Source organism: Kordia sp. (assembly GCF_965283645.1).
Lineage (GTDB): Bacteria > Bacteroidota > Bacteroidia > Flavobacteriales > Flavobacteriaceae > Kordia.
Window position 1 is genome coordinate 1,685,721 of the sequence record NZ_CBDIPG010000001.1, and the last position, 23,985, is coordinate 1,709,705.

Here is a 23,985-nt window from a genome sequence, read left to right on the forward strand (position 1 = left end):
TTTTTGTTTATTATTTATAGCGAACATACTACAAAGATAGTATGTTCGCTTGTCAATTTATCGTTGTATGTATAAGTAACCGGCTCTACTTTTAGCGTCACCATTGGCTACATAGTCAATAACGTAGTAATATGTTCCTACTGGTAATAACTTGTTTTGTTGTATTGTTACTCGACCGTTAGATACGCCTCGGAAGTAGTTTCCATTTTGTCCATATCCTTTTGTCTCGTATACTAATACTCCCCATCTGTTGTATATTCTAACTTGGTTGTCTGGGAATAATTCAATGTTTCTGATGGTGAACACATCATTATCTCCGTCTCCGTTAGGAGTTACCGCATTAAATATTTCTATATCATCTACAGAAGGTGTACTGTTGTTTGGCTCAAGATAATCAGGGATTCCATTACCATTTGAATCAACAGCATCACTATTGTCTCCGTCGCCATTTGGATCAGGATTTTCATCCGTTGTTGGTGTACCATCACCGTCATCATCAGTATCTCTATAATCTTGATCTTCTGTTCCGTCAGTATCAGGTAAATCATCCGTTGGATCGTTTACAGCTGCTCCATTTGGATCACCATATCCTGTTAAGTCTCCATCAAATGCATCATCAACACCATCGTTATCAATATCATTTCCACTTGGCATTACATCTGGAATTCCGTCTCCATCATAATCATGACCTTCTATGATATCTAATACTCCATCATTATCACTATCGGTGTCAATATAGTCAGGATTATCCGTTCCGTCAGTATTTACAGGATTAATTCCTTCTCCTGAACCTGGCGTTACTTCATAAGCGTCGTCTAATCCATTTCCATCAACATCCATTCCGCTTGGTGGAACATATCCGTCAGTTGTTTGTGCTTCAACGTTATCTAAGATACCATCGTCATCACTATCTTGATCTAGATAATCAGGAATCATATCTCCATCACTGTCAACAGGTGTTGCTGGGTTTGCTCCGGCTTCAACTGTATCAATAATACCATCATTATCACTATCAATATCTAATAGATCAGGGATTCCATCACCATCTGTATCTTGATCGCCTTCTACTCCATTTGGTATTCCATCACCATCACAGTCTCCATCAGGATCTGCACTTGGGTTTGGATCACATGGATCACTTGGATCACTTGGTCCTGTAGGTACCGTTGGTGTACTTGGATCGTCAATACCTGTAATTTCCTCACAATCTGTTAATCCATCACCATCACTATCTGTAGTGTTGATTCCGATTGGATCACATGGATCATTTGGATCACTTGGTGCTGTTGGCACTAGTGGTGTATTTGGATTGTCCATTCCTGTAATTTCCTCACAATCTGTAAGTCCGTCTCCGTCACTATCTACTAATGAACTTGTTGAGATTGGATCACATGGATCGTTTGGATTACTTGTTGGACCATCGTCATCATTTGGTGGTGATAATGGTGTGTTTGGATTGTCCATTCCTGTTGTCTCTTCACAATCTGTAAGTCCGTCTCCGTCACTATCTACTAATGAACTCGTTGAGATTGGATCACATGGATCGTTTGGATTACTTGTTGGACCATCATCATCATTTGGTGGTGATAATGGTGTGTTTGGATTGTCCATTCCTGTTGTCTCCTCACAATCTGTAAGTCCGTCTCCGTCACTATCTACTAATGAACTTGTTGAGATTGGATCACATGGATCGTTTGGATTACTCGTTGGACCATCATCATCGTTTGGTGGTGATAATGGTGTGTTTGGATTGTCCATTCCTGTTGTCTCTTCACAATCTGTTAAGCCGTCTCCGTCACTATCTACTAATGAACTTGTTGAGATTGGATCACATGGATCGTTTGGATTACTTGTTGGGCCATCGTCATCATTTGGTGGTGATAATGGTGTGTTTGGATTGTCCATTCCTGTTGTCTCTTCACAATCTGTAAGTCCGTCTCCGTCACTATCTACTAATGAACTTGTTGAGATTGGATCACATGGATCGTTTGGATTACTTGTTGGACCATCATCATCATTTGGTGGTGATAATGGTGTATTTGGATTGTCCATTCCAGTTGTCTCTTCACAATCTGTAAGTCCGTCTCCGTCACTATCTACTAATGAACTCGTTGAGATTGGATCACATGGATCGTTTGGATTACTTGTTGGACCATCATCATCATTTGGTGGTGATAATGGTGTGTTTGGATTGTCCATTCCTGTTGTCTCCTCACAATCTGTAAGTCCGTCTCCGTCACTATCTACTAATGAACTTGTTGAGATTGGATCACATGGATCGTTTGGATTACTTGTTGGACCATCGTCATCATTTGGTGGTGATAATGGTGTGTTCGGATTGTCCATTCCTGTTGTCTCTTCACAATCTGTAAGTCCGTCTCCGTCACTATCTACTAATGAACTTGTTGAGATTGGATCACATGGATCGTTTGGATTACTTGTTGGACCATCATCATCATTTGGTGGTGATAATGGTGTGTTTGGATTGTCCATTCCTGTTGTCTCCTCACAATCTGTAAGTCCGTCTCCGTCACTATCTACTAATGAACTTGTTGAGATTGGATCACATGGATCGTTTGGATTACTTGTTGGACCATCGTCATCATTTGGTGGTGATAATGGTGTGTTCGGATTGTCCATTCCTGTTGTCTCTTCACAATCTGTAAGTCCGTCTCCGTCACTATCTACTAATGAACTTGTTGAGATTGGATCACATGGATCGTTTGGATTACTTGTTGGACCATCATCATCATTTGGTGGTGATAATGGTGTGTTTGGATTGTCCATTCCAGTTGTTTCCTCACAATCTGTAAGTCCGTCTCCGTCACTATCTACTAATGAACTTGTTGAGATTGGATCACATGGATCGTTTGGATTACTCGTTGGACCATCGTCATCATTTGGTGGTGATAATGGTGTGTTTGGATTGTCCATTCCTGTTGTCTCTTCACAATCTGTAAGTCCGTCTCCGTCACTATCTACTAATGAACTCGTTGAGATTGGATCACATGGATCGTTTGGATTACTTGTTGGACCATCATCATCATTTGGTGGTGATAATGGTGTGTTTGGATTGTCCATTCCTGTTGTCTCCTCACAATCTGTAAGTCCGTCTCCGTCACTATCTACTAATGAACTTGTTGAGATTGGATCACATGGATCGTTTGGATTACTTGTTGGACCATCGTCATCATTTGGTGGTGATAATGGTGTGTTCGGATTGTCCATTCCTGTTGTCTCTTCACAATCTGTAAGTCCGTCTCCGTCACTATCTACTAATGAACTTGTTGAGATTGGATCACATGGATCGTTTGGATTACTTGTTGGACCATCATCATCATTTGGTGGTGATAATGGTGTGTTTGGATTGTCCATTCCAGTTGTTTCCTCACAATCTGTAAGTCCGTCTCCGTCACTATCTACTAATGAACTTGTTGAGATTGGATCACATGGATCGTTTGGATTACTCGTTGGACCATCGTCATCATTTGGTGGTGATAATGGTGTGTTTGGATTGTCCATTCCTGTTGTCTCTTCACAATCTGTAAGTCCGTCTCCGTCACTATCTACTAATGAACTTGTTGAGATTGGATCACATGGATCGTTTGGATTACTTGTTGGACCATCATCATCATTTGGTGGTGATAATGGTGTATTTGGATTGTCCATTCCTGTTGTCTCTTCACAATCTGTAAGTCCGTCTCCGTCACTATCTACTAATGAACTCGTTGAGATTGGATCACATGGATCGTTTGGATTACTTGTTGGACCATCATCATCATTTGGTGGTGATAATGGTGTGTTTGGATTGTCCATTCCTGTTGTCTCCTCACAATCTGTAAGTCCGTCTCCGTCACTATCTACTAATGAACTTGTTGAGATTGGATCACATGGATCGTTTGGATTACTTGTTGGACCATCGTCATCATTTGGTGGTGATAATGGTGTGTTCGGATTGTCCATTCCTGTTGTCTCTTCACAATCTGTAAGTCCGTCTCCGTCACTATCTACTAATGAACTTGTTGAGATTGGATCACATGGATCGTTTGGATTACTTGTTGGACCATCATCATCATTTGGTGGTGATAATGGTGTGTTTGGATTGTCCATTCCAGTTGTCTCTTCACAATCTGTAAGTCCGTCTCCGTCACTATCTACTAATGAACTTGTTGAGATTGGATCACATGGATCGTTTGGATTACTCGTTGGACCATCGTCATCATTTGGTGGTGATAATGGTGTGTTTGGATTGTCCATTCCTGTTGTCTCCTCACAATCTGTAAGTCCGTCTCCGTCACTATCTACTAATGAACTCGTTGAGATTGGATCACATGGATCGTTTGGATTACTCGTTGGACCATCATCATCATTTGGTGGTGATAATGGTGTGTTTGGATTGTCCATTCCTGTAATTTCCTCACAATCTGTAAGTCCGTCTCCGTCACTATCTACTAATGAACTTGTTGAGATTGGATCACATGGATCGTTTGGATTACTCGTTGGTCCATCATCATCGTTTGGTGGTGAAAATGGTGTATTTGGATTGTCCATTCCTGTTGTCTCCTCACAATCTGTAAGTCCGTCTCCGTCACTATCTACTAATGAACTCGTTGAGATTGGATCACATGGATCGTTTGGATTACTCGTTGGGCCATCGTCATCATTTGGTGGTGATAATGGTGTGTTTGGATTGTCCATTCCTGTAATTTCCTCACAATCTGTAAGTCCGTCTCCGTCACTATCTACTAATGAACTTGTTGAGATTGGATCACATGGATCGTTTGGATTACTCGTTGGTCCATCATCATCATTTGGTGGTGATAATGGTGTGTTCGGATTGTCCATTCCTGTTGTCTCTTCACAATCTGTAAGTCCGTCTCCGTCACTATCTACTAATGAACTCGTTGAGATTGGATCACATGGATCGTTTGGATTACTCGTTGGACCATCATCATCATTTGGTGGTGATAATGGTGTGTTTGGATCATCAATTCCAGTTGTTTCCTCACAATCAGTCAGTCCATCTCCATCACTATCAACTAATGAAGGACAAGGTGGCGGTGTCATATCATTATCTAAGATTGTTACCGTTCCACTTGGGTTCGTATTTGCTGTGTTTCCACTTGTAACATTCCCGTTAACAGTGAAGTCCTCACTAGGTTCTACATCCATATCATCCGTAATCGGGATTGATACATCTACCGTCGTTTGTCCTGCTGGAATTGTTACTGTTATTGTTGTGCTTGTATAATCGCCACTACCTGCCGTTCCATCTGTTGTGGTGATGTTGATCACTACGTCTGTTGGACTTGGCATGTCGATACTTACTGGTACACTTGCAGTGCCGTCACCTTCGTTCACAACTACATCTCCGATGCTTACCGTTGGTTGCTCGTTGTCTAAGATTGTTACCGTTCCACTTGGGTTCGTATTTGCTGTGTTTCCACTAGTAACATTCCCGTTAACAGTGAAGTCCTCACTAGGTTCTACATCCATATCATCCGTAATCGGGATTGATACATCTACCGTCGTTTGTCCTGCTGGAATTGTTACTGTTATTGTGGTGCTTGTGTAATCGCCACTACCTGCCGTTCCATCTGTTGTGGTGATGTTGATCACTACATCTGTTGGACTTGGCATGTCGATACTTACTGGTACACTTGCAGTGCCGTCACCTTCATTCACAATTACATCTCCGATGCTTACCGTTGGTTGCTCGTTGTCTAAGATTGTTACCGTTCCACTTGGATTTGTATTGCTTGTATTTCCACTTGTAACGTTTCCATTGACAGTGAAGTCCTCACTAGGTTCTACATCCATATCATCCGTAATCGGGATTGATACATCTACCGTCGTTTGTCCTGCTGGAATTGTTACTGTTATTGTTGTGCTTGTGTAATCGCCACTACCTGCCGTTCCATCTGTTGTGGTGATGTTGATCACTACATCTGTTGGACTTGGCATGTCGATACTTACTGGTACACTTGCAGTGCCGTCACCTTCATTCACAACTACATCTCCGATACTTACCGTTGGTTGCTCGTTGTCTAAGATTGTTACCGTTCCACTTGGATTTGTATTGCTTGTATTTCCACTTGTAACGTTTCCATTGACAGTGAAGTCCTCACTAGGTTCTACATCCATATCATCCGTAATCGGGATTGATACATCTACCGTCGTTTGTCCTGCTGGAATTGTTACTGTTATTGTTGTGCTTGTGTAATCGCCACTACCTGCCGTTCCATCTGTTGTGGTGATGTTGATCACTACATCTGTTGGACTTGGCATGTCGATACTTACTGGTACACTTGCAGTGCCGTCACCTTCATTCACAACTACATCTCCGATACTTACCGTTGGTTGCTCGTTGTCTAAGATTGTTACCGTTCCACTATCAGTCGCATTAGAAGTGTTTCCACTGGTAACGCTACCGTTTACCGTGAAGTCCTCTGTTGGTTCTCCAACGGTATCATCCGTAATTGGAATGCTTACATTCACAGTCGTTTGTCCTGCTGGAATCGTCGCAGTAACAGTCGTGCTTGTATAATCATTTGGATTTTCTGCACTGTTATCTACTGTAGTGATTGCTACTACCGTGTCTACTGAACTTGGATTGTCGATTGATACTGGCACTGATGCACTTCCGTTATCTTCTGCTACGGTTACATCTCCTACCGTAAAAGCAGGCGTGTCGTTATCTGTGATGGTTACTGTTCCTGAATCTGTCGCATTAGAAGTGTTTCCACTGGTAACGCTTCCGTTTACCGTAAAGTCCTCTGTTGGTTCTCCAACGGTATCATCTGTAATTGGAATGCTTACATTCACTGTTGTCTGTCCTGCTGGGATCGTCGCAGTAACAGTGGTGCTTGTATAATCGTTTGGATCTTCTGCACTGTTATCTACTGTAGTGATTGCTACTACCGTATCAACTGAGCTTGGATTGTCAATGCTTACTGGTACACTCGCTGAGCCGTTATCTTCTGCTACCGTTACATCTCCTACCGTGAAAGCAGGCGTGTCGTTATCTGTGATCGTTACTGTTCCGCTGTCTGTTGTGTTAGAAGTGTTTCCACTGGTAACGCTTCCGTTTACCGTAAAGTCCTCTGTCGGTTCTCCAACGGTATCATCTGTAATTGGAATGCTCACATTCACAGTTGTTTGTCCTGCTGGAATCGTTGCAGTAACAGTCGTTGATGTATAATCATTTGGATCTTCTGCACTGTTATCTACTGTAGTGATTGCTACTACCGTATCTACTGAGCTTGGATTGTCGATTGAGACTGGTACACTCGCTGAGCCGTTATCTTCTGCTACCGTTACATCTCCTACCGTGAAAGCAGGCGTGTCGTTATCTGTGATGGTTACCGTTCCACTGTCTGTTGTATTAGAAGTGTTTCCACTGGTAACACTTCCATTTACCGTAAAGTCCTCTGTTGGTTCTCCAACGGTGTCATCTGTAATTGGAATGCTCACATTCACAGTTGTTTGTCCTGCTGGAATCGTTGCAGTTACCGTTGTAGTTGTATAATCGTTTGGATCTTCTGCACTGTTATCTACTGTAGTGATTGACACTACCGTATCTACTGAGCTTGGATTGTCGATTGAGACTGGTACACTTGCACTTCCGTTATCTTCTGCTACGGTTACATCTCCTACCGTGAAAGCAGGTGTGTCGTTATCTGTGATGGTTACCGTTCCACTGTCTGTTGTATTAGAAGTGTTTCCACTGGTAACGCTTCCATTTACCGTAAAGTCCTCTGTTGGTTCTCCAACGGTATCATCCGTAATTGGAATGCTTACATTCACAGTCGTTTGTCCTGCTGGAATCGTCGCAGTAACAGTGGTGCTTGTATAATCATTTGGATTTTCTGCACTGTTATCTACTGTAGTGATTGCTACTACCGTATCTACACTACTTGGATTGTCGATTGAGACTGGTACACTTGCACTTCCGTTATCTTCTGCTACGGTTACATCTCCTACCGTGAAAGCAGGCGTGTCGTTATCTGTGATGGTTACTGTTCCACTGTCTGTTGTGTTTGATGTGTTTCCACTGGTAACGTTTCCGTTTACCGTAAAGTCCTCTGTTGGTTCTCCAACGGTATCATCTGTAATTGGAATGCTTACATTCACTGTTGTCTGTCCTGCTGGGATCGTCGCAGTAACGGTCGTTGTTGTATAATCATTTGGATCTTCTGCACTGTTGTCTACTGTAGTGATTGCTACTACCGTATCTACTGAGCTTGGATTATCAATTGAGACTGGTACACTCGCTGAGCCGTTATCTTCTGCTACGGTTACATCTCCTACTGTGAAAGCAGGCGTGTCATTATCTGTGATGGTTACTGTTCCTGAATCTGTTGTGTTAGAAGTGTTTCCACTGGTAACGCTTCCGTTTACCGTAAAGTCCTCTGTTGGTTCTCCAACGGTATCATCTGTAATTGGAATGCTCACATTCACAGTTGTTTGTCCTGCTGGAATCGTTGCAGTAACAGTCGTTGATGTATAATCATTTGGATCTTCTGCACTGTTATCTACTGTAGTGATTGCTACTACCGTGTCAACTGAGCTTGGATTGTCAATGCTTACTGGTACACTCGCTGAGCCGTTATCTTCTGCTACCGTTACATCTCCTACCGTGAAAGCAGGCGTGTCGTTATCTGTGATCGTTACCGTTCCACTGTCTGTTGTATTAGAAGTGTTTCCACTGGTAACGCTTCCATTTACCGTAAAGTCCTCTGTTGGTTCTCCAACGGTATCATCTGTAATTGGAATACTCACATTCACAGTTGTTTGTCCTGCTGGAATCGTTGCAGTTACGGTCGTGCTTGTATAATCGTTTGGATCTTCTGCACTGTTATCTACTGTAGTGATTGACACTACCGTATCTACTGAGCTTGGATTGTCGATTGAGACTGGTACACTTGCACTTCCGTTATCTTCTGCTACGGTTACATCTCCTACCGTGAAAGCAGGTGTGTCGTTATCTGTGATGGTTACCGTTCCACTGTCTGTTGTATTAGAAGTGTTTCCACTGGTAACGCTTCCATTTACCGTAAAGTCCTCTGTCGGTTCTCCAACGGTATCATCCGTAATTGGAATGCTTACATTCACAGTCGTTTGTCCTGCTGGAATCGTCGCAGTAACAGTGGTGCTTGTATAATCGTTTGGATCTTCTGCACTGTTATCTACTGTAGTGATTGCTACTACCGTATCTACACTACTTGGATTGTCGATTGAGACTGGTACACTTGCACTTCCGTTATCTTCTGCTACGGTTACATCTCCTACCGTGAAAGCAGGCGTGTCGTTATCTGTGATGGTTACTGTTCCACTGTCTGTTGTGTTTGATGTGTTTCCACTGGTAACGTTTCCGTTTACCGTAAAGTCCTCTGTTGGTTCTCCAACGGTATCATCTGTAATTGGAATGCTTACATTCACTGTTGTCTGTCCTGCTGGGATCGTCGCAGTAACGGTCGTTGTTGTATAATCATTTGGATCTTCTGCACTGTTGTCTACTGTAGTGATTGCTACTACCGTGTCAACTGAGCTTGGATTGTCAATGCTTACTGGCACTGATGCGCTTCCGTTATCTTCTGCTACCGTTACATCTCCTACTGTGAAAGCAGGCGTGTCGTTATCTGTGATGGTTACTGTTCCTGAATCTGTTGTGTTAGAAGTGTTTCCACTGGTAACGCTTCCATTTACCGTAAAGTCCTCTGTTGGTTCTCCAACGGTATCATCTGTAATTGGAATGCTTACATTCACAGTTGTCTGTCCTGCTGGAATCGTTGCAGTAACGGTCGTAGTTGTATAATCATTTGGATCTTCTGCACTGCTATCTACTGTAGTGATTGACACTACGGTATCTACTGAGCTTGGATTGTCGATTGATACAGGTACACTTGCACTTCCGTTATCTTCTGCTACGGTTACATCTCCTACCGTAAAAGCAGGCGTGTCGTTATCAGTGATCGTTACCGTTCCACTGTCTGTTGTGTTAGAAGTGTTTCCACTGGTAACGCTTCCGTTTACCGTAAAGTCCTCTGTTGGTTCTCCAACGGTATCATCTGTAATTGGAATTGATACATTCACAGTTGTTTGTCCTGCTGGAATCGTTGCAGTTACGGTCGTGCTTGTATAATCATTTGGATCTTCTGCACTGTTATCTACTGTAGTGATTGCTACTACCGTATCAACTGAGCTTGGATTGTCAATGCTTACTGGTACTGATGCGCTACCGTTATCTTCTGCTACGGTTACATCTCCTACTGTGAAAGCAGGCGTGTCGTTATCTGTGATGGTTACTGTTCCGCTATCTGTTGTGTTGCTCGTGTTTCCACTGGTAACGCTTCCGTTTACCGTGAAGTCCTCTGTTGGTTCTCCAACGGTATCATCTGTAATTGGAATGCTCACATTCACAGTTGTTTGTCCTGCTGGAATCGTTGCCGTAACTGTGGTGCTTGTATAATCATTTGGATTTTCTGCACTGTTGTCTACTGTAGTGATTGCTACTACCGTGTCAACTGAGCTTGGATTGTCGATTGAGACTGGTACACTTGCTGAGCCGTTATCTTCTGCTACCGTTACATCTCCTACCGTAAAAGCAGGCGTGTCGTTATCTGTGATCGTTACCGTTCCACTGTCTGTTGTATTTGATGTGTTTCCACTGGTAACGCTTCCGTTTACCGTAAAGTCCTCTGTCGGTTCTCCAACGGTATCATCCGTAATTGGAATTGATACATTCACAGTCGTTTGTCCTGCTGGGATCGTCGCTGTAACTGTGGTGCTTGTATAATCATTTGGATCTTCTGCACTGTTGTCTACTGTAGTGATTGCTACTACCGTATCAACTGAGCTTGGATTGTCAATGCTTACTGGTACTGATGCGCTACCGTTATCTTCTGCTACGGTTACATCTCCTACTGTGAAAGCAGGCGTGTCGTTATCTGTGATGGTTACCGTTCCACTGTCTGTTGTATTAGAAGTGTTTCCACTGGTAACGCTTCCATTTACCGTAAAGTCCTCTGTCGGTTCTCCAACGGTATCATCCGTAATTGGAATTGATACATTCACAGTTGTTTGTCCTGCTGGGATCGTCGCTGTAACAGTCGTGCTTGTATAATCGTTTGGATCTTCTGCACTGTTGTCTACTGTAGTGATTGACACTACCGTGTCTACTGAGCTTGGATTGTCAATTGATACTGGTACACTTGCTGAGCCGCCATCTTCTGCGATCGTTACATCTCCTACCGTAAAAGCAGGCGTGTCGTTATCTGTGATGGTTACTGTTCCGCTGTCAGTTGCATTTGATGTGTTTCCACTGGTAACGCTTCCATTTACCGTAAAGTCCTCTGTTGGTTCTCCAACGGTATCATCCGTAATAGGAATGGATACATTCACAGTCGTTTGTCCTGCTGGGATCGTTGCCGTTACGGTTGTAGTTGTATAATCATTTGGATCTTCTGCACTGCTATCTACTGTAGTGATTGCTACTACCGTGCCTACTGAGCTTGGATTGTCGATTGATACGGGTACACTTGCTGATCCGTTATCTTCTGCTACCGTTACATCTCCTACCGTAAAAGCAGGCGTGTCGTTATCTGTGATGGTTACTGTTCCTGAATCTGTTGTGTTAGAAGTGTTTCCACTGGTAACGCTTCCATTTACCGTAAAGTCCTCTGTTGGTTCTCCAACGGTATCATCTGTAATTGGAATGCTTACATTCACGGTTGTCTGTCCTGCTGGAATCGTTGCCGTAACTGTGGTGCTTGTATAATCATTTGGATTTTCTGCACTGTTGTCTACTGTAGTGATTGCTACTACCGTGTCAACTGAGCTTGGATTGTCGATTGAGACTGGTACACTTGCTGAGCCGTTATCTTCTGCTACCGTTACATCTCCTACCGTGAAAGCAGGCGTGTCGTTATCAGTGATCGTTACCGTTCCACTGTCTGTTGTATTTGATGTGTTTCCACTGGTAACGCTTCCGTTTACCGTAAAGTCCTCTGTCGGTTCTCCAACGGTATCATCCGTAATTGGAATGCTTACATTCACAGTTGTTTGTCCTGCTGGAATCGTTGCAGTTACGGTTGTAGTTGTATAATCGTTTGGATCTTCTGCACTGTTATCTACTGTAGTGATTGCTACTACCGTATCTACTGAGCTTGGATTGTCGATTGAAACTGGTACTGATGCACTACCGTTATCTTCTGCAACGGTTACATCTCCTACTGTGAAAGCAGGCGTGTCGTTATCAGTGATCGTTACCGTTCCACTGTCTGTTGTATTGCTCGTGTTTCCACTGGTAACGCTTCCGTTTACCGTAAAGTCCTCTGTTGGTTCTCCAACGGTATCATCTGTAATTGGAATTGATACATTCACAGTCGTTTGTCCTGCTGGAATCGTTGCAGTAACGGTCGTTGTTGTATAATCATTTGGATCTTCTGCACTGTTATCTACTGTAGTGATTGCTACTACCGTATCTACTGAGCTTGGATTGTCGATTGAAACTGGTACTGATGCACTACCGTTATCTTCTGCTACGGTTACATCTCCTACTGTGAAAGCAGGCGTGTCGTTATCAGTGATCGTTACCGTTCCACTGTCTGTTGTATTGCTCGTGTTTCCACTGGTAACGCTTCCGTTTACCGTAAAGTCCTCTGTTGGTTCTCCAACGGTATCATCTGTAATTGGAATTGATACATTCACAGTCGTTTGTCCTGCTGGAATCGTTGCAGTAACGGTCGTTGTTGTATAATCATTTGGATCTTCTGCACTGTTATCTACTGTAGTGATTGCTACTACCGTGTCTACACTGCTTGGATTGTCGATTGAGACTGGTACACTTGCTGAGCCGTTATCTTCTGCTACCGTTACATCTCCTACCGTGAAAGCAGGCGTGTCATTATCTGTGATGGTTACTGTTCCGCTGTCTGTTGTGTTTGATGTGTTTCCACTGGTAACGCTTCCGTTTACCGTGAAGTCTTCTGTCGGTTCTCCAACGGTGTCATCTGTAATTGGAATGCTTACATTCACGGTTGTCTGTCCTGCTGGAATCGTTGCCGTAACAGTCGTTGTGGTATAATCGTTTGGATCTTCTGCACTGTTGTCTACTGTAGTGATTGATACTACCGTGTCTACACTACTTGGATTATCAATGCTTACTGGTACTGATGCGCTACCGTTATCTTCTGCTATGGTTACATCTCCTACTGTGAAAGCAGGCGTGTCGTTATCTGTGATGGTTACTGTTCCTGAATCTGTCGCATTAGAAGTGTTTCCACTGGTAACACTTCCGTTTACCGTAAAGTCCTCTGTTGGTTCTCCAACGGTATCATCTGTAATTGGAATACTTACATTCACAGTCGTTTGTCCTGCTGGGATCGTTGCAGTAACGGTCGTGCTTGTATAATCATTTGGATCTTCTGCACTGTTATCTACTGTAGTGATTGCTACTACCGTATCTACTGAGCTTGGATTGTCGATTGAGACTGGTACACTTGCTGAGCCGTTATCTTCTGCTACCGTTACATCTCCTACCGTGAAAGCAGGCGTGTCATTATCTGTGATGGTTACTGTTCCGCTGTCTGTCGCATTAGAAGTGTTTCCACTGGTAACGCTTCCGTTTACCGTGAAGTCCTCTGTTGGTTCTCCAACGGTATCATCTGTAATTGGAATGCTTACATTCACGCTTGTCTGTCCTGCTGGAATCGTTGCAGTAACAGTCGTTGTTGTATAATCATTTGGATCTTCTGCACTGTTGTCTACTGTAGTGATTGCTACTACCGTGTCTACTGAGCTTGGATTGTCAATTGAGACTGGTACACTTGCTGATCCGTTATCTTCTGCTACGGTTACATCTCCTACTGTGAAAGCAGGCGTGTCGTTATCTGTGATGGTTACTGTTCCGCTGTCTGTTGTGTTTGATGTGTTTCCACTGGTAACGCTTCCATTTACAGTGAAGTCCTCTGTTGGTTCTCCAACGGTATCATCCGTAATTGGAATACTTACATTCACAGTTGTTTGTCCTGCTGGGATCGTTGCAGTAACAGTCGTGCTTGTATAATCGTTTGGATCTTCTGCACTGTTATCTACTGTAGTGATTGACACTACCGTGTCTACTGAGCTTGGATTGTCAATTGATACGGGTACTGATGCACTTCCGTTATCTTCTGCTACGGTTACATCTCCTACTGTGAAAGCAGGCGTGTCATTATCAGTGATCGTTACCGTTCCTGAGTCTGTTGTGTTAGAAGTGTTTCCACTGGTAACGCTTCCATTTACCGTAAAGTCCTCTGTTGGTTCTCCAACGGTATCATCCGTAATTGGAATGCTTACATTCACAGTTGTTTGTCCTGCTGGGATCGTTGCCGTTACGGTTGTAGTTGTATAATCGTTTGGATCTTCTGCACTGTTATCTACTGTAGTGATTGCTACTACCGTGTCTACTGAGCTTGGATTGTCAATTGAAACTGGTACTGATGCGCTACCGTTATCTTCTGCTACGGTTACATCTCCTACCGTGAAAGCAGGCGTATCATTATCTGTGATGGTTACCGTTCCGCTATCTGTCGTGTTAGAAGTGTTTCCACTGGTAACGCTACCATTTACCGTAAAGTCCTCTGTTGGTTCTCCAACGGTATCATCCGTAATTGGAATTGATACATTCACAGTCGTTTGTCCTGCTGGGATCGTTGCCGTAACTGTGGTGCTTGTATAATCATTTGGATCTTCTGCACTGTTGTCTACTGTAGTGATTGCTACTACCGTGTCTACTGAGCTTGGATTGTCAATTGAAACTGGTACTGATGCGCTACCGTTATCTTCTGCTACGGTTACATCTCCTACCGTGAAAGCAGGCGTATCATTATCTGTGATGGTTACCGTTCCGCTATCTGTCGTGTTAGAAGTGTTTCCACTGGTAACGCTACCATTTACCGTAAAGTCCTCTGTTGGTTCTCCGATGGTGTCATCTGTAATTGGAATGCTTACATTCACAGTCGTTTGTCCTGCTGGGATCGTTGCCGTAACTGTGGTGCTTGTATAATCATTTGGATCTTCTGCACTGTTATCTACTGTAGTGATTGCTACTACCGTGTCAACTGAGCTTGGATTGTCGATTGAGACTGGTACACTTGCTGAGCCGTTATCTTCTGCTACCGTTACATCTCCTACTGTGAAAGCAGGCGTGTCGTTATCAGTGATCGTTACCGTTCCACTGTCTGTTGTATTTGATGTGTTTCCACTGGTAACGCTTCCGTTTACCGTAAAGTCCTCTGTCGGTTCTCCAACGGTATCATCCGTAATTGGAATGCTTACATTCACAGTTGTTTGTCCTGCTGGAATCGTTGCAGTTACGGTCGTTGTTGTATAATCGTTTGGATCTTCTGCACTGTTGTCTACTGTAGTGATTGCTACTACCGTATCTACTGAGCTTGGATTGTCGATTGAGACTGGTACTGATGCACTTCCGTTATCTTCTGCTACGGTTACATCTCCTACTGTGAAAGCAGGCGTGTCGTTATCAGTGATCGTTACCGTTCCACTGTCTGTTGTATTAGAAGTGTTTCCACTGGTAACGCTTCCATTTACCGTAAAGTCCTCTGTTGGTTCTCCAACGGTATCATCCGTAATAGGAATGGATACATTCACAGTCGTTTGTCCTGCTGGAATCGTTGCCGTAACAGTGGTGCTTGTATAATCATTTGGATCTTCTGCACTGTTATCTACTGTAGTGATTGCTACTACCGTGTCTACTGAGCTTGGATTGTCAATTGAAACTGGTACTGATGCGCTACCGTTATCTTCTGCTACGGTTACATCTCCTACCGTGAAAGCAGGCGTATCATTATCTGTGATGGTTACCGTTCCGCTATCTGTCGTGTTAGAAGTGTTTCCACTGGTAACGCTACCATTTACCGTAAAGTCCTCTGTTGGTTCTCCAACGGTATCATCCGTAATAGGAATGGATACATTCACAGTCGTTTGTCCTGCTGGGATCGTTGCCGTAACTGTGGTGCTTGTATAATCATTTGGATCTTCTGCACTGTTATCTACTGTAGTGATTGCTACTACGGTATCTACTGAGCTTGGATTGTCGATGCTTACTGGCACTGATGCGCTACCGCCATCTTCTGCTACCGTTACATCTCCTACTGTGAAAGCAGGCGTGTCGTTATCTGTGATGGTTACTATTCCGCTGTCTGTTGTGTTAGAAGTGTTTCCACTGGTAACGCTTCCGTTTACCGTAAAGTCCTCTGTCGGTTCTCCAACGGTATCATCTGTAATTGGAATGCTTACATTCACGGTTGTCTGTCCTGCTGGAATCGTTGCCGTAACTGTGGTGCTTGTATAATCATTTGGATTTTCTGCACTGTTGTCTACTGTAGTGATTGCTACTACCGTGTCAACTGAGCTTGGATTGTCGATTGAGACTGGTACACTTGCTGAGCCGTTATCTTCTGCTACCGTTACATCTCCTACTGTGAAAGCAGGCGTGTCGTTATCAGTGATCGTTACCGTTCCACTGTCTGTTGTATTTGATGTGTTTCCACTGGTAACGCTTCCGTTTACCGTAAAGTCCTCTGTCGGTTCTCCAACGGTATCATCCGTAATTGGAATGCTTACATTCACAGTTGTTTGTCCTGCTGGAATCGTTGCAGTTACGGTCGTTGTTGTATAATCGTTTGGATCTTCTGCACTGTTGTCTACTGTAGTGATTGCTACTACCGTATCTACTGAGCTTGGATTGTCGATTGAGACTGGTACTGATGCACTTCCGTTATCTTCTGCTACGGTTACATCTCCTACTGTGAAAGCAGGCGTGTCGTTATCAGTGATCGTTACCGTTCCACTGTCTGTTGTATTAGAAGTGTTTCCACTGGTAACGCTTCCGTTTACCGTAAAGTCCTCTGTTGGTTCTCCAACGGTATCATCTGTAATTGGAATTGATACATTCACAGTCGTTTGTCCTGCTGGGATCGTCGCTGTAACAGTCGTGCTTGTATAATCGTTTGGATCTTCTGCACTGTTGTCTACTGTAGTGATTGCTACTACCGTGTCTACTGAGCTTGGATTGTCGATTGAGACTGGCACACTTGCGCTACCGTTATCTTCTGCTACGGTTACATCTCCTACTGTGAAAGCAGGTGTGTCATTATCAGTGATCGTTACCGTTCCTGAGTCTGTTGTATTAGAAGTGTTTCCACTGGTAACGCTTCCGTTTACCGTGAAGTCCTCTGTTGGTTCTCCAACGGTATCATCCGTAATTGGAATACTTACATTCACAGTTGTTTGTCCTGCTGGGATCGTTGCCGTTACGGTTGTAGTTGTATAATCGTTTGGATCTTCTGCACTGTTATCTACTGTAGTGATTGCTACTACCGTGTCTACTGAGCTTGGATTGTCAATTGAAACTGGTACTGATGCGCTACCGTTATCTTCTGCTACGGTTACATCTCCTACCGTGAAAGCAGGCGTATCATTATCTGTGATGGTTACCGTTCCGCTATCTGTCGTGTTAGAAGTGTTTCCACTGGTAACGCTACCATTTACCGTAAAGTCCTCTGTTGGTTCTCCGATGGTGTCATCTGTAATTGGAATACTTACATTCACAGTTGTTTGTCCTGCTGGGATCGTTGCCGTAACTGTGGTGCTTGTATAATCATTTGGATCTTCTGCACTGTTATCTACTGTAGTGATTGCTACTACCGTGTCTACTGAGCTTGGATTGTCAATTGAAACTGGTACTGATGCGCTACCGTTATCTTCTGCTACGGTTACATCTCCTACCGTGAAAGCAGGCGTATCATTATCTGTGATGGTTACCGTTCCGCTGTCTGTCGTGTTAGAAGTGTTTCCACTGGTAACGCTTCCGTTTACCGTAAAGTCCTCTGTTGGTTCTCCAACGGTATCATCTGTAATTGGAATTGATACATTCACAGTCGTTTGTCCTGCTGGGATCGTTGCCGTAACAGTGGTGCTTGTATAATCATTTGGATCTTCTGCACTGTTATCTACTGTAGTGATTGACACTACCGTGTCTACTGAGCTTGGATTGTCAATTGCATACTGGTACACTGATGCCTGAGCCGCCATCTTCTGCTACCGTTACATCTCCTACCGTGAAAGCAGGCGTGTCGTTATCTGTGATGGTTACTGTTCCGCTGTCTGTTGTATTAGAAGTGTTTCCACTGGTAACGCTTCCATTTACCGTAAAGTCCTCTGTTGGTTCTCCAACGGTATCATCCGTAATAGGAATGGATACATTCACAGTCGTTTGTCCTGCTGGAATCGTTGCCGTAACAGTGGTGCTTGTATAATCATTTGGATCTTCTGCACTGTTATCTACTGTAGTGATTGATACTACCGTATCTACTGAGCTTGGATTGTCAATGCTTACTGGTACTGATGCACTACCGCCATCTTCTGCTACGGTTACATCTCCTACTGTGAAAGCAGGCGTGTCGTTATCTGTGATGGTTACTGTTCCTGAATCTGTCGCATTAGAAGTGTTTCCACTGGTAACGCTTCCGTTTACCGTAAAGTCCTCTGTTGGTTCTCCAACGGTATCATCTGTAATTGGAATACTTACATTCACAGTTGTTTGTCCTGCTGGAATCGTTGCAGTAACTGTGGTGCTTGTATAATCGTTCGGATCTTCTGCACTGTTATCTACTGTAGTGATTGACACTACCGTGTCTACTGAGCTTGGATTGTCGATTGAGACTGGTACACTCGCTGAGCCGTTATCTTCTGCTACCGTTACATCTCCTACTGTGAAAGCAGGCGTGTCGTTATCTGTGATGGTTACTGTTCCACTGTCTGTCGCATTAGAAGTGTTTCCACTGGTAACGCTTCCATTTACCGTAAAGTCCTCTGTTGGTTCTCCAACGGTATCATCTGTAATTGGAATACTTACATTCACAGTTGTTTGTCCTGCTGGAATCGTTGCAGTAACTGTGGTGCTTGTATAATCGTTCGGATCTTCTGCACTGTTATCTACTGTAGTGATTGACACTACCGTGTCTACTGAGCTTGGATTGTCGATTGAGACTGGTACACTCGCTGAGCCGTTATCTTCTGCTACCGTTACATCTCCTACTGTGAAAGCAGGCGTGTCGTTATCTGTGATGGTTACTGTTCCACTGTCTGTCGCATTAGAAGTGTTTCCACTGGTAACGCTTCCGTTTACCGTAAAGTCCTCTGTTGGTTCTCCAACGGTATCATCCGTAATTGGAATTGATACATTCACAGTTGTTTGTCCTGCTGGGATCGTTGCAGTTACGGTCGTTGTTGTATAATCGTTTGGATCTTCTGCACTGTTGTCTACTGTAGTGATTGCTACTACCGTATCTACTGAGCTTGGATTGTCGATTGAGACTGGTACTGATGCACTTCCGTTATCTTCTGCTACGGTTACATCTCCTACTGTGAAAGCAGGCGTGTCGTTATCAGTGATCGTTACCGTTCCGCTGTCTGTTGTGTTTGATGTGTTTCCACTGGTAACGCTTCCGTTTACCGTAAAGTCTTCTGTCGGTTCTCCAACGGTATCATCTGTAATTGGAATTGATACATTCACAGTTGTTTGTCCTGCTGGAATCGTTGCAGTTACTGTCGTGCTTGTATAATCATTTGGATTTTCTGCACTGTTATCTACTGTAGTGATTGCTACTACCGTGTCAACTGAGCTTGGATTGTCGATTGAGACTGGTACTGATGCACTTCCGTTATCTTCTGCTACGGTTACATCTCCTACTGTGAAAGCAGGCGTGTCGTTATCTGTGATGGTTACTGTTCCTGAATCTGTTGTGTTTGAAGTGTTTCCACTGGTAACGCTTCCGTTTACCGTAAAGTCCTCTGTCGGTTCTCCAACGGTATCATCTGTAATTGGAATGCTTACATTCACGGTTGTCTGTCCTGCTGGAATCGTTGCCGTAACTGTGGTGCTTGTATAATCATTTGGATTTTCTGCACTGTTGTCTACTGTAGTGATTGCTACTACCGTGTCAACTGAGCTTGGATTGTCGATTGAGACTGGTACACTTGCTGAGCCGTTATCTTCTGCTACCGTTACATCTCCTACCGTAAAAGCAGGCGTGTCGTTATCTGTGATCGTTACCGTTCCACTGTCTGTTGTATTTGATGTGTTTCCACTGGTAACGCTTCCGTTTACCGTAAAGTCCTCTGTCGGTTCTCCAACGGTATCATCCGTAATTGGAATTGATACATTCACAGTCGTTTGTCCTGCTGGGATCGTCGCTGTAACTGTGGTGCTTGTATAATCATTTGGATCTTCTGCACTGTTGTCTACTGTAGTGATTGCTACTACCGTATCAACTGAGCTTGGATTGTCAATGCTTACTGGTACTGATGCGCTACCGTTATCTTCTGCTACGGTTACATCTCCTACTGTGAAAGCAGGCGTGTCGTTATCTGTGATCGTTACCGTTCCACTGTCTGTTGTATTTGATGTGTTTCCACTGGTAACGCTTCCGTTTACCGTAAAGTCCTCTGTTGGTTCTCCAACGGTATCATCTGTAATTGGAATTGATACATTCACAGTTGTTTGTCCTGCTGGGATCGTCGCTGTAACAGTCGTGCTTGTATAATCGTTTGGATCTTCTGCACTGTTGTCTACTGTAGTGATTGACACTACCGTGTCTACTGAGCTTGGATTGTCAATTGATACTGGTACACTTGCTGAGCCGCCATCTTCTGCGATCGTTACATCTCCTACCGTAAAAGCAGGCGTGTCGTTATCTGTGATGGTTACTGTTCCGCTGTCAGTTGCATTTGATGTGTTTCCACTGGTAACGCTTCCATTTACCGTAAAGTCCTCTGTTGGTTCTCCAACGGTATCATCCGTAATAGGAATGGATACATTCACAGTCGTTTGTCCTGCTGGGATCGTTGCCGTTACGGTTGTAGTTGTATAATCATTTGGATCTTCTGCACTGCTATCTACTGTAGTGATTGCTACTACCGTGCCTACTGAGCTTGGATTGTCGATTGATACGGGTACACTTGCTGATCCGTTATCTTCTGCTACCGTTACATCTCCTACCGTAAAAGCAGGCGTGTCGTTATCTGTGATGGTTACTGTTCCTGAATCTGTTGTATTAGAAGTGTTTCCACTGGTAACGCTTCCGTTTACCGTGAAGTCCTCTGTTGGTTCTCCAACGGTATCATCTGTAATTGGAATGCTTACATTCACGGTTGTCTGTCCTGCTGGAATCGTTGCCGTAACTGTGGTGCTTGTATAATCATTTGGATTTTCTGCACTGTTGTCTACTGTAGTGATTGCTACTACCGTGTCAACTGAGCTTGGATTGTCGATTGAGACTGGTACACTTGCTGAGCCGTTATCTTCTGCTACCGTTACATCTCCTACCGTGAAAGCAGGCGTGTCGTTATCAGTGATCGTTACCGTTCCACTGTCTGTTGTATTTGATGTGTTTCCACTGGTAACGCTTCCGTTTACCGTAAAGTCCTCTGTCGGTTCTCCAACGGTATCATCCGTAATTGGAATGCTTACATTCACAGTTGTTTGTCCTGCTGGAATCGTTGCAGTTACGGTCGTTGTTGTATAATCGTTTGGATCTTCTGCACTGTTGTCTACTGTAGTGATTGCTACTACCGTATCTACTGAGCTTGGATTGTCGATTGAGACTGGTACTGATGCACTTCCGTTATCTTCTGCTACGGTTACATCTCCTACTGTGAAAGCAGGCGTGTCGTTATCTGTGATGGTTACCGTTCCACTGTCTGTTGTATTAGAAGTGTTTCCACTGGTAACGCTTCCGTTTACCGTAAAGTCCTCTGTTGGTTCTCCAACGGTATCATCTGTAATTGGAATTGATACATTCACAGTTGTTTGTCCTGCTGGGATCGTCGCTGTAACAGTCGTGCTTGTATAATCGTTTGGATCTTCTGCACTGTTGTCTACTGTAGTGATTGCTACTACCGTGTCTACTGAGCTTGGATTGTCGATTGAGACTGGCACACTTGCGCTACCGTTATCTTCTGCTACGGTTACATCTCCTACTGTGAAAGCAGGTGTGTCATTATCAGTGATCGTTACCGTTCCTGAGTCTGTTGTATTAGAAGTGTTTCCACTGGTAACGCTTCCGTTTACCGTGAAGTCCTCTGTTGGTTCTCCAACGGTATCATCCGTAATTGGAATGCTTACATTCACAGTTGTTTGTCCTGCTGGGATCGTTGCCGTTACGGTTGTAGTTGTATAATCGTTTGGATCTTCTGCACTGTTATCTACTGTAGTGATTGCTACTACCGTGTCTACTGAGCTTGGATTGTCAATTGAAACTGGTACTGATGCGCTACCGTTATCTTCTGCTACGGTTACATCTCCTACCGTGAAAGCAGGCGTATCATTATCTGTGATGGTTACCGTTCCGCTATCTGTCGTGTTAGAAGTGTTTCCACTGGTAACGCTACCATTTACCGTAAAGTCCTCTGTTGGTTCTCCGATGGTGTCATCTGTAATTGGAATACTTACATTCACAGTTGTTTGTCCTGCTGGGATCGTTGCCGTAACTGTGGTGCTTGTATAATCATTTGGATCTTCTGCACTGTTATCTACTGTAGTGATTGCTACTACCGTGTCTACTGAGCTTGGATTGTCAATTGAAACTGGTACTGATGCGCTACCGTTATCTTCTGCTACGGTTACATCTCCTACCGTGAAAGCAGGCGTATCATTATCTGTGATGGTTACCGTTCCGCTATCTGTCGTGTTAGAAGTGTTTCCACTGGTAACGCTACCGTTTACCGTAAAGTCCTCTGTTGGTTCTCCGATGGTGTCATCTGTAATTGGAATGCTTACATTCACAGTCGTTTGTCCTGCTGGGATCGTTGCCGTAACTGTGGTGCTTGTATAATCATTTGGATCTTCTGCACTGTTATCTACTGTAGTGATTGCTACTACGGTGTCTACTGACTGCTTGGATTGTCGATTGCTTACTGGTACACTGATGCGCTGAGCCGCCATCTTCTGCTACCGTTACATCTCCTACTGTGAAAGCAGGCGTGTCGTTATCTGTGATGGTTACTATTCCGCTGTCTGTTGTGTTAGAAGTGTTTCCACTGGTAACGCTTCCGTTTACCGTGAAGTCCTCTGTCGGTTCTCCAACGGTGTCATCTGTAATTGGAATTGATACATTCACAGTCGTTTGTCCTGCTGGAATCGTTGCCGTAACAGTCGGTGCTTGTATAATCATTTGGATCTTCTGCACTGTTATCTACTGTAGTGATTGATACTACCGTATCTACTGAGCTTGGATTGTCAATGCTTACTGGTACTGATGCACTACCGCCATCTTCTGCTACCGTTACATCTCCTACTGTGAAAGCAGGCGTGTCGTTATCAGTGATCGTTACCGTTCCACTGTCTGTTGTATTAGAAGTGTTTCCACTGGTAACGCTTCCGTTTACCGTAAAGTCCTCTGTTGGTTCTCCAACGGTATCATCCGTAATAGGAATGGATACATTCACAGTCGTTTGTCCTGCTGGAATCGTTGCCGTAACAGTGGTGCTTGTATAATCATTTGGATCTTCTGCACTGTTATCTACTGTAGTGATTGCTACTACCGTGTCTACTGAGCTTGGATTGTCAATTGAAACTGGTACTGATGCGCTACCGTTATCTTCTGCTACGGTTACATCTCCTACCGTGAAAGCAGGCGTATCATTATCTGTGATGGTTACCGTTCCGCTATCTGTCGTGTTAGAAGTGTTTCCACTGGTAACGCTACCATTTACCGTAAAGTCCTCTGTTGGTTCTCCGATGGTGTCATCTGTAATTGGAATGCTTACATTCACAGTCGTTTGTCCTGCTGGGATCGTTGCCGTAACTGTCGTGCTTGTATAATCATTTGGATCTTCTGCACTGTTATCTACTGTAGTGATTGCTACTACCGTATCTACTGAGCTTGGATTGTCGATTGATGACTGGTACACTGATGC

General features: G+C 43.8%; 4 protein-coding genes. All 4 read right to left on the reverse strand.

Features of this window, described 5'->3' with window-relative positions; translation table 11 throughout:
* Positions 1 to 57: 57 nt before the first annotated feature.
* Genes ACQ654_RS07350 through ACQ654_RS07365 form a run of 4 tightly spaced genes read right to left on the reverse strand, consistent with a single transcriptional unit; the run spans position 58 to position 23,979 of the window.
* Positions 58 to 18,099, reverse strand: coding sequence for a Calx-beta domain-containing protein (locus ACQ654_RS07350; protein WP_430409678.1), 18,042 nt, complete (start codon positions 18,097 to 18,099; stop codon positions 58 to 60).
* The gene (locus tag ACQ654_RS07355) at positions 18,062 to 23,011 is read right to left on the reverse strand and encodes a beta strand repeat-containing protein (protein ID WP_430409679.1); all 4,950 of its coding nucleotides are present in this window, start codon (positions 23,009 to 23,011) and stop codon (positions 18,062 to 18,064) included. The genes ACQ654_RS07350 and ACQ654_RS07355 overlap by 38 nt, the downstream gene beginning before the upstream one ends.
* A complete protein-coding gene (locus tag ACQ654_RS07360; RefSeq protein WP_430409680.1) occupies positions 22,923 to 23,240 on the reverse strand; it encodes a hypothetical protein in 318 nt (105 codons plus the stop codon). The genes ACQ654_RS07355 and ACQ654_RS07360 overlap by 89 nt, the downstream gene beginning before the upstream one ends.
* Entirely contained in the window at positions 23,158 to 23,979 is an 822-nt protein-coding gene (locus ACQ654_RS07365; RefSeq protein WP_430409681.1) for a Calx-beta domain-containing protein, read from the reverse strand. The genes ACQ654_RS07360 and ACQ654_RS07365 overlap by 83 nt, the downstream gene beginning before the upstream one ends.
* Positions 23,980 to 23,985: the final 6 nt, after the last annotated feature.

What these genes read in the sequence shown, in the direction of transcription:
- ACQ654_RS07350 (WP_430409678.1), bottom strand. Translation starts at nt 18,099, where the DNA reads ATGGCGGCTCAGGCATCAGTGTACCAGTATGCAATTGACAATCCAAGC.
- ACQ654_RS07355 (WP_430409679.1), bottom strand. Translation starts at nt 23,011, where the DNA reads ATGGCGGCTCAGCGCATCAGTGTACCAGTAAGCAATCGACAATCCAAG.
- ACQ654_RS07360 (WP_430409680.1), bottom strand. Translation starts at nt 23,240, where the DNA reads ATGATTATACAAGCACCGACTGTTACGGCAACGATTCCAGCAGGACAA.